The sequence below is a fragment of the Paenibacillus sp. JNUCC32 genome (assembly GCF_014863545.1).
GTDB lineage: Bacteria > Bacillota > Bacilli > Paenibacillales > Paenibacillaceae > Paenibacillus_AQ > Paenibacillus_AQ lautus_A.
This window is the reverse complement of the sequence record NZ_CP062261.1, coordinates 1-12,619: the sequence shown is the minus strand read 5'-3', so window position 1 is coordinate 12,619 and position 12,619 is coordinate 1. Positions and strand designations below refer to the sequence as shown.

Annotated in this window: 19 protein-coding genes; all 19 read right to left on the bottom strand. The window is 52.7% G+C overall.

Going from position 1 to position 12,619, the window contains the following annotated elements; all coding sequences use genetic code 11:
- Positions 1-147 precede the first annotated feature (147 nt).
- Entirely contained in the window at positions 148-531 is a 384-nt protein-coding gene (locus JNUCC32_RS31100; protein WP_192572819.1) for a phage tail assembly chaperone, read from the bottom strand.
- A 67-nt stretch (positions 532-598) separates the two neighbouring features.
- Positions 599-1,045, bottom strand: a complete 447-nt coding sequence (locus JNUCC32_RS31095; RefSeq protein ID WP_192572818.1) for a phage tail tube protein — start codon at positions 1,043-1,045, stop codon at positions 599-601.
- Positions 1,046-1,060: 15 nt separating this feature from the next.
- Positions 1,061-2,107 carry a phage tail sheath subtilisin-like domain-containing protein gene (locus JNUCC32_RS31090; RefSeq protein ID WP_192572817.1) on the bottom strand — a complete coding sequence of 349 codons (1,047 nt, stop codon included), beginning with the start codon at positions 2,105-2,107 and terminating at the stop codon, positions 1,061-1,063.
- Between the two features lie 51 nt (positions 2,108-2,158).
- On the bottom strand, positions 2,159-2,581 hold the full coding sequence (locus tag JNUCC32_RS31085; RefSeq protein WP_192572816.1) for a hypothetical protein: 423 nt from the start codon (positions 2,579-2,581) through the stop codon (positions 2,159-2,161).
- 1 nt (position 2,582) lies between these two features.
- Complete coding sequence (locus JNUCC32_RS31080) at positions 2,583-2,999, bottom strand: hypothetical protein (protein ID WP_192572815.1); 417 nt, start codon at positions 2,997-2,999, stop codon at positions 2,583-2,585.
- 17 nt (positions 3,000-3,016) lie between these two features.
- On the bottom strand, positions 3,017-3,658 hold the full coding sequence (locus JNUCC32_RS31075; RefSeq protein WP_192572814.1) for a hypothetical protein: 642 nt from the start codon (positions 3,656-3,658) through the stop codon (positions 3,017-3,019).
- Positions 3,658-4,506, bottom strand: coding sequence for a structural protein (locus tag JNUCC32_RS31070; protein ID WP_192572813.1), 849 nt, complete (start codon positions 4,504-4,506; stop codon positions 3,658-3,660). The genes JNUCC32_RS31075 and JNUCC32_RS31070 overlap by 1 nt, the downstream gene beginning before the upstream one ends.
- Positions 4,503-4,931, bottom strand: coding sequence for a hypothetical protein (locus tag JNUCC32_RS31065; protein ID WP_192572812.1), 429 nt, complete (start codon positions 4,929-4,931; stop codon positions 4,503-4,505). The genes JNUCC32_RS31070 and JNUCC32_RS31065 overlap by 4 nt, the downstream gene beginning before the upstream one ends.
- Before the next feature lie 12 nt (positions 4,932-4,943).
- A complete protein-coding gene (locus JNUCC32_RS31060) occupies positions 4,944-5,135 on the bottom strand; it encodes a hypothetical protein (RefSeq protein ID WP_192572811.1) in 192 nt (63 codons plus the stop codon).
- 2 nt (positions 5,136-5,137) lie between these two features.
- Positions 5,138-6,163 (bottom strand): major capsid protein, encoded by a 1,026-nt coding sequence (locus JNUCC32_RS31055; protein WP_192572810.1) that lies wholly within the window; start codon positions 6,161-6,163, stop codon positions 5,138-5,140.
- 71 nt (positions 6,164-6,234) lie between these two features.
- Positions 6,235-6,609, bottom strand: a complete 375-nt coding sequence (locus JNUCC32_RS31050; RefSeq protein WP_192572809.1) for a hypothetical protein — start codon at positions 6,607-6,609, stop codon at positions 6,235-6,237.
- A gap of 40 nt (positions 6,610-6,649) precedes the next feature.
- Positions 6,650-7,225, bottom strand: a complete 576-nt coding sequence (locus tag JNUCC32_RS31045; RefSeq protein ID WP_192572808.1) for a capsid assembly scaffolding protein Gp46 family protein — start codon at positions 7,223-7,225, stop codon at positions 6,650-6,652.
- Positions 7,226-7,304: 79 nt separating this feature from the next.
- Complete coding sequence (locus tag JNUCC32_RS31755) at positions 7,305-7,433, bottom strand: hypothetical protein (RefSeq protein ID WP_267132992.1); 129 nt, start codon at positions 7,431-7,433, stop codon at positions 7,305-7,307.
- Positions 7,430-7,999 carry a hypothetical protein gene (locus JNUCC32_RS31040; RefSeq protein ID WP_192572807.1) on the bottom strand — a complete coding sequence of 190 codons (570 nt, stop codon included), beginning with the start codon at positions 7,997-7,999 and terminating at the stop codon, positions 7,430-7,432. The genes JNUCC32_RS31755 and JNUCC32_RS31040 overlap by 4 nt, the downstream gene beginning before the upstream one ends.
- A gap of 2 nt (positions 8,000-8,001) precedes the next feature.
- Positions 8,002-8,271 (bottom strand): spike base protein, RCAP_Rcc01079 family, encoded by a 270-nt coding sequence (locus JNUCC32_RS31035; protein WP_192572806.1) that lies wholly within the window; start codon positions 8,269-8,271, stop codon positions 8,002-8,004.
- Entirely contained in the window at positions 8,264-9,775 is a 1,512-nt protein-coding gene (locus JNUCC32_RS31030) for a phage portal protein (RefSeq protein ID WP_192572805.1), read from the bottom strand. Before JNUCC32_RS31030 ends, JNUCC32_RS31035 begins: the two co-directional genes overlap by 8 nt.
- 21 nt (positions 9,776-9,796) lie before the next feature.
- A complete protein-coding gene (terL, locus tag JNUCC32_RS31025) occupies positions 9,797-11,368 on the bottom strand; it encodes a phage terminase large subunit (protein ID WP_228469034.1) in 1,572 nt (523 codons plus the stop codon).
- A gap of 150 nt (positions 11,369-11,518) precedes the next feature.
- Complete coding sequence (locus JNUCC32_RS31020; RefSeq protein WP_192572804.1) at positions 11,519-11,962, bottom strand: phBC6A51 family helix-turn-helix protein; 444 nt, start codon at positions 11,960-11,962, stop codon at positions 11,519-11,521.
- Positions 11,963-12,054: 92 nt separating this feature from the next.
- The gene (locus JNUCC32_RS31015) at positions 12,055-12,234 is read right to left on the bottom strand and encodes a hypothetical protein (RefSeq protein WP_192572803.1); all 180 of its coding nucleotides are present in this window, start codon (positions 12,232-12,234) and stop codon (positions 12,055-12,057) included.
- Positions 12,235-12,619 lie beyond the last annotated feature (385 nt).

The following is a 12,619-nucleotide window of genomic DNA, read 5'->3' as shown; positions in this document are numbered from 1 at the left end:
GTTCCTTTTCCTCGTCTTCCAGGACTAAGAGCATCGACGCAAACAGGAAGATTTGATGACGTTTTTCTTTTGCGTAAATTTCATCAGGCGGGATATGGTGCCGCTGGAAAATGACATGAAGAAGGAACGGGACACCCCCCGCCTTGATTAGTTTTTTGCGTCTTCGATTAGCTCTTCCTCATTACCGAATCCAGACAAATCGAGAATAGCGCGGAGCACTTTTGCCATTTCACCGGGCAACAACGCTTTTGTAACGCAATCAACGTCATCGACCGCTTCGTAGTGAGACTTAAGCGCCTTATCGTTAAAGTCCGGATCAACGCAACCTTTTACCACAACCAGCGCGTTAAACATCCGGTCGTCCGTTACCATGCCGCCTTTACCGTCCGGTTTCGATGCACGGTCATTGATTCTGCGTAAATCCTCATTACCGAGCGCTTTAATGGTGAAATGTGTTTTCAAACGTGCGATATATACTTCCTTCGTAAGTTCAAGCGTTGCGCCGAGCAGCGCGTCCAATCCTTTAGCCATGCGTTTATCCCTCCGAAATTAAAAAGGAGCGAACCGGAGTCCGCCCTCTTGTCGTTTATTTGCGTTATTAGTTCGGTCTAATTGCGTCGATAACTTCGTAGCCGGAGAATACAAACGTGTACTCCTGTTCTACTAGCGAGCCTACCTCAAAGTTGATTACCGGGATATTGTCAAATGTGACGTTTTTCAACCGCACACGATACGCACCGAAAGATTCCGGATCGTCAAGTTCCGCAATGAGTTCTGTGACAAATGGCGAACTCACGTCGTCTGTTACTTGGTTCATGCGCTCAGTCCATTCGGAGGTGACCATGTATCCGCCAATACTGCCGGAACCCTTAAGCGTAGTCGTTTTATTTCCAAGCCAACGCGTTCCAGAACGACGTACCTCCTCCATGCCGATCTCGATGTTAGCCTCGATCGACGTTACATTCGTGAGCCACATACCGTCGACATCGTACACTTTTCCGAAGTTTCCGCTAATGACGCGTTTTGCGTCTAATGGTACTGCCATCTATTTTCACCGTCCTTAAATGTTGATTGTGAGGAAGATTCGTTCGATGCTATCGACTTCGATGTATCCAATCACGAGGAATACGGAGTCGCCAACGCTCGGACGGTTCGGATCTAGTGCGACTACCGGATTCATTAATACGCCCTCTGCTTCCAGCGTTTCGAGGTACGCTTTAATCGCGACGATAAGAACCGCCTGCCCGCTTGGATTGTTGTCCAATTTGCCGATGTAGTTGTCGGTAGCTGTGCGTGTAATGTCGGTCGCAATCGCTTGTCGTGCGCGAATATTCCGAATTTTCTTACCGGAGGTAGTGACGCCGCTCTCGATTTTCACTTTCGCGCCATCATGCACGAGCAGAAGCGAACCGGCTTCGAGCGCTGCCGTTATCTGTGCGTTAGTCAAGCGTTTATTTACGTCCTCAAGCGGTGCCGGATCGTACGTAATCGATTCGTTAATCGGAGTGCCTGCGATGTCGCCCGCCACCCACGGCGCGTATTCTGCGGATGTGTATGTCTCCGTACCGATAACGCCGCCGACCGTCACGTTTACGATATAGTCGTCGCTATTAAGCGTTGTCCGTGCGATGCCGGCCGTTGGATCTGCGTCGGATGCCGCGTCGCCACCGATAACAACGAAGAAATGCTTTCCTTCCTCGCGATTGCGTTCGACCCACGTTTTAGTTGCCGCCTGCTGTACCGGATCAGATTCGCCGTCGAATACGAACACGTTGAACGGCCGCGTATCGAATGCTTCGCGCATATCAACGTAATCCTGTTCGACCGGAGCTGTCGGCATCGTGTAGACGAGAACGTCACGCGCACCGCCTTGAAGCGCGAGCAGAATCGACTCAACGTTAGCGAGTCCGAACTGTGCTGCGGCCTCTGCTTCGGATGCCACCGTGTAAAACGTTTTGGCTGTCGCTGTATTTGCGTAACTCAACAACGGAATAGCGACAGTACCGCGTGCGCCTCCGTTGATTTGAGCGGCCGCGGCTTCTTTGAAGTTAATGTAGATGCCTGGGCGCTTTGGTAGCGCTGTTGGGTCCCATTGACCTGCTGCCATGTGAGTACCTCCTTTTGGGTATAAAAAGAGCGCCCCAATTCGGGACGCCCGTTAAATCCGTCGTACATTGACGTTATTAATTTTTGGATATTGCGTTTGGTTGCGCGCTTCTCTCACGCTCGTATCGAGTACGCCGATAATTACGAATAGGCCGTTTTCGGTCTTGGCCGGCTGTGATACGGAAAACGCATTGACGCGGATATGTTCGATCAACTCCGACTGATATACCGCCGATCCTAGCGCATCCATATTCGCCAGCACCGTGTCCGGCCTGTTCGCAACGTGGACGATTTGATAAGCGCGATCTATCCGGAAGTGGTAACGTGTTTCCGTCTCGCGGTCTTCGTCAATCATCCGCACGTAGAACGAATTAGACGGAGGTTGCAGCGGCACGTCTTGCTTGCCGGTCGTTGCTGTCGGGAACAACGCTTTGATATACGCTTCAATCGCGACCATGTCCGTTATTACGCTCAAGTTACGTCATCCCCTTCCGCTGCAGCTCCGCCTCGATTGCGTCTTCAATTAACCGGTGCATACGCGCTTCGCTGTCGTTCTTCGCCTGCTCTAAGAAGTCGAGGACCGTTCCAGGTTCGCGCGCTGTTCCGCCGCTCTTGGCCGCCACATCATGCAGATATAGCGAATAGTTGAAGCCGTTATTAAACGCATTCGCTACGACGGAACCCGTTATACCGTCCGGTCCAACTTTCGGCGTCGTGTGGTCGATACGTGCGCGTAGATTACCGCCGCGGCGCCCTTTATAACGGCCGATTGGCGCAATATTCGTCGCCTTCAATTGCCAGTATTCAAGCGCATCCTCAACGCCATTGACTGCGCCATCCTGGACGGCCTCGCCCGCCTTGTCCATCAGCTTCGCGAATTTAGCGAAGTCCATCTCGAACTCGATCGACATTAGACGTACACCTCCGTTATCAAAGGCGTCCCATCTACGCGCCGCTTAACCGCAATCCGGACCGGTTCACGCTCGACGATTACGCCGATCTCGTTAACATACCGGATCTTATCGCGGTAAGAGATGCGCGCCAATCCTTCGAGTACGATGCGGAGCTGAACGACGGCCTCTTCGCCGTATTGATTCGCAACGGTTCGCGTCTCTTCCTGAACGAAGCAATCGAGCGTAAACGCTGGCAGCTCGATCGGCTGCCCCCATCCGTCATCAACTGCGCTTGGCTTAACGGTGACACTTTGACCGTCCGTGACCGCGAGCATCAGGCGGCATTCATAGCGATTTAATCCGCCGAGTCCTCTCGCATCAATGTCCGTCAGAATGTACCGCTGATTATGGCGCCATATCTTAAGCGCGGTGTAAATACCGACTTCCGGATCGAATGACGCCTGGTAGTCGTTGTTATCGAACGAATAGTCGCCGACAGCTCGCGCCGGACTTCCGTTCGGTACACGAGGCTCCGACCATATGACGTTTGCGACCGTTTGGCGGCCGTCTGTGTGCTCAACGATTACGGATTCGGTGCGGTGCTGCTTGATATCCGCCCGATTAGCGCGTATAAACTCGACATCTGCGTCCGTTAACATTACCGCACCTCCTCCGATAAGATGTATTGCGTATAGGCCGTACAGTACGGATGAATGTTGTAGATGTCCGCGTCACCAGGTAAGAAGATGCCGGCGCCGAGTCCGTGGCGGTTCTGTTGCGATACCGATACGCATTTCTCCGATTGATGGACGCCGGGAATAAGGCGAAGTGCGCTAACGAATTTCGATTTCTCGGCCGTATAACCTATCGCGGTTCTGTATGCCGTATTCGCCTCCGTTATTGCGAGTCTTCGCGCCTTCCAGGCTTCCGTATCGTATACTTCTCGTATCTCGCGTACCATCTTCGTCGTTGTATCTCCGCGAATGATTCCGCGCCGCAGCACGTTACCCATTTCCGCACGCTGATCGCCGGCAAACTGCCATACGCGATTCGATAGCGTTAATCCGTCAGGCCCGGTTCGTTGCGCCAGGTATTCCGCAATATTGCGAGGCGTTGGCTTGCGCCCGTTCAATCCGGACAGGATCTCGCTTTCAGCCACCTTCGCAGTCAAAACGAAATCAGCCGATAGGCCGAGCGCCTTCTGGAACGCCGTAAAAGCGTCACTATACGCAATATCTGCGCTGTCCTCCATCGCGCCGATTAACGCCGATTCAGTGACGTCGCGGATATCGCGTTCGACCGCCTCTAGGTCGCGGAGTAGAGTATTGACGCGCGATCGACTTATCGTATTGTCCTTGTTCGCGTATTCCTCTATTAAATCCACGACCTGCAGGCGCGTACTTGCGACATCCTTGACGACAGTGTCGGACATGTCCTCGGACGCTTCGAGATAGGCGTCATGCAATTCGGCCAATAATTCGTTTAGCCTGCGCTCGTTCTCCGTCACTGGCGCCACCACCAGCCATAACGCCTCGGCACCGTCATATCGCGGTCAATACGACGCATCACCTTAAACGTTGAAGCCGATTTGCGGCCGATAATTACGCCCCGTTCGCGCTCATACTCCGCAGCAAGATCGGCGGCGAGTTTGCGGTACTGTTCGGAGACCATCGTCTTATCTACCGCCTCTTCGCCGTCCGTGTACTTGAAGTAATGCGCAACCGAGAACGCGATCGATCGGGCGCCTTGTATCTGCGCCAACGTTATAACGAGCGGCGTTTCGTCGTCTGGAATGTCTGCGGCAGTTAACGGCGAGTATCCGTATTGATAGAGCGCCTCGGTTAACCACGCATCGATATCCGTAGGCAATACGCCGGGAACGTTGTGAAAACGGGCGGCCAAGCGCTCAGTTAATTCGGGCAATGTCGCCATTCTGCCGCCTCCTTATTTGCCGCGTTTGGATTTCGTTGCTTCTGCGGGCTTATCTTCCGACTTCTCCGCTTTCTTTTCCTCTACTACGCGTACATAGCCGATGCTGGCGAGGTGTTTCGCGGTCTTCGCTTCCACGTCGAGAACCGCGCCTTTACCTTTGCCGTCGACTACTGCGTCGAGGACTTCGACCTTTACGTTAGCCATTATTACGGAGTGTAAACGTCAGCGTGGAAGATGAGAGATGGCGCTTCAACCGCAGGGAAGCCGGCTGCTACCGTACGCAGAACGGATTCGATCGGCTCGTTCTTATCGTAAGCATCGAGTACAACGCCAGGCTGGAAGTCGTTCTCAACCGTTGGACCGTACAGGAAGTTACCGATACCCTCGGACAACATTACAACGCGATTAACCGGGAAAAACTCGATTGTTTCGTCTTGGCCGGTATAGATGTCCTTAACGGTCACCTTGCGGTTAGTAACGATTTGAACCGGAGGCAGACCGTAGCCACCAAGAACGCTGTTCAGCTCGTCGACACTAACGCGAGTTGCTCCGCTATTTGCGCCGCGCGCTTCGTTAACGATGACGGAGTTTTTCAGCAACAGCGCTTGGACTTCGCGCGAGATCAGGATTACGTCCGGTGCTTTACCGTTAGTAGTGGAGTATCCGTCAACCCAATCGAGAAGGTCTCCGATAACATCTGCGCTAGCGTCGGACCATGCTGCCGTACCTGTCAAAGCGACTTTGTTTTCCGCAGGAATACCGAAATCAACGCCAACTTTAACGCCGTTCTTGTTGTAAGAGAAGTTGCCCTTCGTCAGTGCTTCCATTTTAATTACGTCAACACGACGCAGGAGAGCGTTGACCAAGTCTACGCCTTTTACCGTCAGACGATCGATGATTGCTTGTTTTTCGCCTTCATTACGAGCCTGATTCAGCATCAGCAATTCCTCTTCGGTTGCGATGTATTTCAGACCCATCTTCGCAATTTCGCCCATTTTGGACGCTACTGCATCACGGTCTACAACCGGAGGCTCGGCGCCGTAACCGATCATTGCGCCAATGTGTTGGGATTTCTTGATGATGTCGTACGCAAAGGTATTAGAGAAGATGCGGTCGTCCGGAAGGAAACGGTCACCAAGCGTTGGAACCTCGTTTCTGTCCGCCAGTGTTGCGTCTACCAAGCCGCGAAGTGCGGGTTTTTGGAATTGCTCAAGATATGTGATACCTGCCATTTAAATTTCCTCCTAATGTGTGTTTTTGGGCGTAAAAAAGACGCCTCCGATTTTCGAAAGGCGCCTGCTTTTTAGATGTGGGTTACGAAACGAATCATTGGCGTAACTGCTTTGAAATCTGCGAGTGCTGCGTTCGTCGGCAACTTCGCTTCGTACACGGAACCGCGAACGATTACCTCGCCGACAACAAAATCTGTAGCTCCGTCAGATACCAGGTCGATGTTCAAGATTCCGAAATTATCAAAGCCTATTGCGGTTGTGAACGGCTCGTATTTACCGGATGTAGTGTTGCGCGCGATGAGCGTTCCTACTTCGACTGTGCCGGCCGGAAACTTCGTACCGTCGAGCGTTGCGCCACCTTCGATAAATTGGAGATGCTCGGACGCAAGAATGTTCTTTCCGCCTCTGAATGCTGTTTGAGATGTTTTCAAGCTATAAGCTGGCATTTGTTTTCCTCCTTGGTTTTGGTTATGTCAACGAATCCAATTAACGGCGCAGTTTACCCGCGGCTTTCAAGCGTTCATACTGCGTCTTGCCGACGTTAGTTAAATCGCCTGGCTTCGGATCTGGCTTGCGGCCGTTCCCCGGATTCGGGTCGACCCCGTTTGCTTTCGGCGGCATGTCCGCAATGACTTCGGCAATACTCGCCTTAATTGCGTCCTCATCCTCGCCGATTACGTACTTGCTAACGCGAGCCAATTGTTCCGCCGAATATCCGGCCTCAATCAGCAATTGCGTTTTCGTAGCGTTGAGTGCTGCCGTTTTTGCTTCGGTGCGAGCGCGGTCGAGTTCCGCTTGAGCGTCTTGGTACAGTCGTTTGTACTCCTCGTTTTTCTCGCGTTCCATGCGTTCGGCCTCCGCCTTTGCTGCCGCCTTCTCGTCGTCGAATTTCTTCTGCTGGCGAGCGAGACGTTCTTTAATCATCGCGTCAACCGCGGCCTGTTGTTCCGCAGTAAGTTCTACTTTGGCCGGCTTTTGCTCTGCGCCTTCCTGTCCGCCCTCGCCGCCGCCTTCCTCCGCAAATAACTGCAGGTCTAGCGGTAATCTAAATCGTTGTTTCATCGCAATACCTCCGTTTAAAGTCCGTCGACTATTACGTTAAATGACCGCCAGTTTAACGACATGCCGTAAGTCGGTCACGCTATTCGAGGATCTCGATAACGTAACTGTCTTCGTTCTCTTCTACGATCTGCCACCATTCGGCCGCCGTATCCGGACGCACTGGATCGTCAAATGATCCGGTCCCGATTTTCGGTACGGTTACAATCACGGCGCCACCGCCTTTATCTCGAAATCGTCCCATACGCCGCTTGTTCCGTTGCCGTTGCGCATACCGAAGCACTTGTTATCGATGAGAGCGGTATCCGTGGCAGATACGACTTTCAGACCGTTATAGTAGGCGTCAATATTAGCGCCGTTAAGAACGATCTCTAATTCGGCCCACTCGATGCCGCTCGGCGGATTGTACGAACCAAGCGCGTTCCAAGCGCCGGCGACGTTCTTGTATAGGCGTCCGTCCTTGCCCCATTGGTAAAAGTTATCGCGTGAATCCGGATTGTATCGGACGATGATCGACGCATCGGATGCGCCCATTTGTACGTGTGCTTTGACGGATACCTTGTCCGCGCCAGGCAGGTTAACGTACACAATCTGATCGTAGTCGGGACTCGCGATAATCTTCGCAGTGTTACCCGATATGCCCCAACTTCCCGCGAACACGGACCACGGTGCGCCTAACGTGGCGGCATCCGCACGATTAAAGTCATCCGCAAATAATACCGGCGGCTCTGCGTTTACCTTGGCCGCGCTCATTCCTACGCCTACTCCGATAATCATCGTTAGTACACCGCGACAATGCCGACCGCCGTTGTTCCGGTAGCTTTAACGCGTACGACCGATAGCGGATGGACAATGCCGGCAGCCAATCCGGTAAATTTGACTTCGCTTCCGCCCGCCATGACTACGACAACATCGCCGGAACCGCCAACGTACAGCCCTTTCGTAGCACCGCGCGTCAGATTAGCGTTGTTGTTTGGCGTAACTGCCTGCGCATCGACCGCATTAGCGCCGGCTAAATGCGTGACGGTTGAGTTTGAAAACCTAGACACTACCGTTTCCTCCTTGGTACGGGTCTGTCTCCGCTCGTCTTTCCGCCGTCTCACCTGCGATTTCTTGCTTTTTCGCCGCGACATTCTCTACGCCTAAACGACGCATAGCACCGGCAATGGATTCGAATCCTGATGCGGTTTCTTCCGTCAACAACTCAACGAGTGATTTGCGGTTATCCGGCAACGGAAGAACGAATTTAATCTCGTTTGTATAGTCGTTAATCGACCGTACAACCGATTTGTCGTACGCAAAAACAGCGCGATCGAGGCGCGCCTTAAGGTAGCGTATAGACTTCTCATGTAGCTCCTGCAGACCGTCCTGCCATTCGAGCCAGTGTTCTTCTGTTTCCTGTATGATCGATTGGAATAGTACGTGTAGCGCATCGCCATTGAGTCCGCCGAAGTTAAGTTCCTGCGGCACAACGTTAGGAAGCGATGTGATCTCGTGCAATGCCGCTTTCAATCGCGAATATTGTCCGTCGAATGCCGCGGACCAGGAGAACGTACCTTCAATCCGTTTGACGTCTGGTTTCGCCTCGGTACCGCCCATCCCGCCGACCACTTCGATAACTGCGCCTGGCGCAATCTGTACCTTTTCCGCTGTTCCGGCCGGCACGTTAAGGAGCGCCGTCATCGCGAACATTTCGAATTTAAGCGAATCGGCGGCATCCTCGTTCATCGCGTTAAGACGATCGGTAACGGCGCGCATCGCTTCGATTTCTGACGTATCCATCTCCTCGCCAGACAGTCCGGGAACCGCGAACACCACAAGCGGAAGGAAATCGATTCCCATCGACGCCTTCTCTGTAATAGTGCGGTAGCGTTTCAAGTCCGTCGTATATTCGGCGTCTTCGTAATAGCACGCTCCGCCTTCGAGCGTAAACGATTCTTTGCGGATGAGTGTCCGCCCGTCCTCTTCGCGTTCTGATACGAAGTGGCCGCCGATTAACAGCGTCATGTCTTCGTCGGAATAAACGGGAACAAATTCGGTATCCGGCCGCCATACCCAACGTAATTTGCCGGTATTCGTGTCAAATACGATCTTGCATACGACTCGGCGGGCGATAAGGTAATCGCGAGCTGCTTTCGTTAAGGACGTCCGCATCTTGTTTTCGCGCCATAACTGATACAGCAACGACTCGTAACTTGCGGCAACCTTCGCCTGCTCTGGCGTCGGCTCTTGCGGAGTCGGAACGTTAATACCGTGTTGACCGCCCATAAGCCAGCGCGCTTTCTTGTCGATGAACGATTTGAAATAGTTCGTCGGAAAACGGATCGGATCGTAATCCAATTCGGGCGGCCTCGGCATCTCCTTCGCGGTTACGAGCTGACCGGTCGCAGGATTTACGTGCTGCTTGCCGGCGTAATATTCGTAATCGCGTAGCTGACGGTCGATCCGGCGCCAGGTCTGGCCGCCTAACGCCTGCTGCAGCGGAGAGAAAATAAGGCGCTCGTAAAAGTCTTCGCTAATCGTCGCGTATGGCGCTATGAGTTTCGTAAGCATTTACGCCCTCCTTTCGTTTAGTTATCGTGTACGTTTGCGCGCTGTCCGGACATATCCGGAAGATGATAGCGCGGCAGAAACGGCCATTTGCAAGGCATCCGGTCCGTCATCGTGGTTATGATTCGGATATAATTCGAACATTTCGAGCAACAAGCGCTGTTCCCGTTTGAATCGGATGCGGCCCGCCTGGATGTCCGGCAGTAGCGCCTCAATCCGTAGGCTTTTTCGCGTACGTTGCTTAATTTGCTTTAAGCGAGTGTGCGCTGGATATCCGCGCTTCTGTAAGGCTTCCGCCAACTTCTGCGCGAACCATTCTTGCGCTTGTTGCGCCTCTACCGCCAGGCCATCGTATTGAAACCGTAATGTTTTTTCGACCGCGGTATCGAGCAATATGTCCGGATGAACGCGCTCAAGGAAAACGTCGAGTACGTAGCAAACGCCGGCCGCCGATTTGCCGACCGATATGATGCCGCTATAGTCGCCCTTCTCCTTGCCCATCGCGAAGTCAATGCCGGCGTAAATCTCAAGCGTGTTGATATCGATGTCCGACTCAGTATAGTAAACGAAGTCTTCCGGCTTAAATACCTGCGACTCCTCGTCGATCGGATTGCCGAGATATTCCTGATTGAACGCCTTGGTTCCAATAGCCTCGCGCTTTTCCATGAAATACTTGTACGTGTAGGCTTGCGGCCACAATACTTCTGTACCGCGTAGCATTTCCGCTTCGTTCTTCGCATAGAAATCGTCGGCCTCGTCTTTCGCTTCGTCTCTGTCCGCGTTGTAGATTTCGCGCCATTGCTGCCATAAGTCTTCGCGTTCAGACCAACGCAAAATCGCCGGAAACTTACGCGAGATAAAGTCCTTACGCTTGGTCAGTACGTGATTGAGTAGCGAGTCGTAATGGACGATGGTTCCCATGTATACGCAAATGCCGCCGAAGCCTAACGCCTCGAGCATCTCCGTCCGGAACCAGTTAAGGTTCTTCGCGCGCAATTCCTTCGTGTTCGTATTGTCGCCGGATTCCAAATCGTCGAGCAAAAACAAGTCTGGCCGGTGCGATCCGTGGCGGAGTCCGCGCATCTGCGTACCCATGCCCTTCGCTTCGACCTTCGTTCCGGTTAGCGTGATAAATTCGTACTTGTTGTCCGTCTCGTTCATCGACTTTCGCGGATGAAGGAGGACGCCGAAATCCTCGCGCAGCTTCTCGTTGAATACGAGCTGATTGCGTGCCCACTGAATAAAGTCGCCGGCTACGTCCGTTGTCTCCGATACCTCGACGATATAATGCTTGTGCCGATATACCGCTTGGTGACATAGATACGAGTTCGACAGGTAGGCGGTCTTGGCGTGGCGCCGTCCTACCGACCAGCCGACGTTAGACTCGATTCCTCCGCGCGAGATATCGTCCAGCAGCGAACACAATGTCCGGTGAAATTCCGCCGCGTCTTCGTATTTCTGTCCGGCCGGTATCAAGTTATCGGGATTGCCCGGATTCAAGTCCTCCGAGAAATATTCGTATGTGAAGTAGAGCAAATCGTACTCAGCGCGATCGATACGTTTGAGCCGCTTTAACTCCGCAATCGTAGCGCGCAATGATTCTTCGTGATATGTTGTTGCTCGGCCGGCTTTGACTAGGTCGCGTAGTTTCTTGGCGCGCTCACTAACGAGCTTGATGCGCTCTTCTCGCGCAGCTTTATCAAGCCAGGCATCGTTGACAAATGCGATTGGAACGCACCTCCTTCGTTATTCTTCGCCGTCGACGTCCGCCAGCAGCGTGTCCAATTCTTCGAGTTCCTGCGTGATCTCTTCGTTCGAACGCGTTGACGTAGCGTCTTTCGATTCGACCGCGACCTGCTGCGTAATGAGACCGTGCCGCTTAAAGTAGAGATCTATACCCTTAACACTAGGCTGCGGTCCGTTTATCGTCTTCATTAGCTGGCGGTAGACGTACGCACGCTCAGACGCTAGGAAATCATCCGCGACATAATTGACATATTCGATAAAGGCGCGGTTTTGCGTGCGCCACTTAAACAGCGATTGGCGGCTGATGCCGATTTCTTCCGCGATTTCATCGAATGACTTGCGCTCGTCTTCCGCTGCGAACTCGCGCTCAACGCACAGTAGCGCGGCTTTAATCTGGCGCCCCTCTAATCGTGCTTCGAGGGCGGCTTTTTTCTTATCGGACATGGTTGCGTCCTCCTTCCGTAAAATTAGCGTGGATTTAGCGTTTGATTGCGCTGGATGACCGTTTATACTCCGGAAACACAAAAATGCCTAAATCAACGGTCAGATTTGGCGTAGGGTATATGTGCGTTGCGGAATGCCTCCGCCTCTTCGTCAGATAACGGATACAGCGCATCGTCGCAGCTTGCCATTCCGTAAATTAATCCGTCGTGCAGAACGTAATAGTCGTACATCCCGCCGTCATCCGTAGGGCAGCGCAGGTATCGGTCATCCAATGTTAACACCTCCGTGAAAATTAGCGTCGTTTTATCGTTTATAATCGTCCGGCCTCCGTTAACCCTTCCGCAATACAAAAAGCGCTAAATCCACGGTAGAATTAGCGCTCAGGTATATGCTTGCGTATTCGATTACGTTAACCCCTCGGTTATAAAATTTTGCGAGAAATGTTCGGGCGTCAGGTGGCGCTCACTTTTCGTAACCACCCCCGGGGGCCTCCACTTTAGTGCTTTACAGTACGGACATGTGCACAAAATATGGGTTTTATACATATGTCTGCGCCTGCCAATCCGCATAGTTACGCGGTTTTCAATTTCCGTATCCATTTTCACGCCAATATGCACGCAATATTCATCGTTTATACACCGTTTATGCATGAAAACA

Coding starts and splice junctions, on each gene's coding strand:
- JNUCC32_RS31095 (WP_192572818.1), bottom strand. CDS start 1,045: ATGGCAGTACCATTAGACGCAAAACGCGTCATTAGCGGAAACTTCGGA.
- JNUCC32_RS31100 (WP_192572819.1), bottom strand. CDS start 531: ATGGCTAAAGGATTGGACGCGCTGCTCGGCGCAACGCTTGAACTTACG.
- JNUCC32_RS31050 (WP_192572809.1), bottom strand. CDS start 6,609: ATGCCAGCTTATAGCTTGAAAACATCTCAAACAGCATTCAGAGGCGGA.
- JNUCC32_RS31055 (WP_192572810.1), bottom strand. CDS start 6,163: ATGGCAGGTATCACATATCTTGAGCAATTCCAAAAACCCGCACTTCGC.
- JNUCC32_RS31040 (WP_192572807.1), bottom strand. CDS start 7,999: ATGATTATCGGAGTAGGCGTAGGAATGAGCGCGGCCAAGGTAAACGCA.
- JNUCC32_RS31080 (WP_192572815.1), bottom strand. CDS start 2,999: ATGGACTTCGCTAAATTCGCGAAGCTGATGGACAAGGCGGGCGAGGCC.
- JNUCC32_RS31045 (WP_192572808.1), bottom strand. CDS start 7,225: ATGAAACAACGATTTAGATTACCGCTAGACCTGCAGTTATTTGCGGAG.
- JNUCC32_RS31020 (WP_192572804.1), bottom strand. CDS start 11,962: ATGTCCGATAAGAAAAAAGCCGCCCTCGAAGCACGATTAGAGGGGCGC.
- JNUCC32_RS31090 (WP_192572817.1), bottom strand. CDS start 2,107: ATGGCAGCAGGTCAATGGGACCCAACAGCGCTACCAAAGCGCCCAGGC.
- JNUCC32_RS31030 (WP_192572805.1), bottom strand. CDS start 9,775: ATGCTTACGAAACTCATAGCGCCATACGCGACGATTAGCGAAGACTTT.
- JNUCC32_RS31060 (WP_192572811.1), bottom strand. CDS start 5,135: ATGGCTAACGTAAAGGTCGAAGTCCTCGACGCAGTAGTCGACGGCAAA.
- JNUCC32_RS31075 (WP_192572814.1), bottom strand. CDS start 3,658: ATGTTAACGGACGCAGATGTCGAGTTTATACGCGCTAATCGGGCGGAT.
- JNUCC32_RS31065 (WP_192572812.1), bottom strand. CDS start 4,931: ATGGCGACATTGCCCGAATTAACTGAGCGCTTGGCCGCCCGTTTTCAC.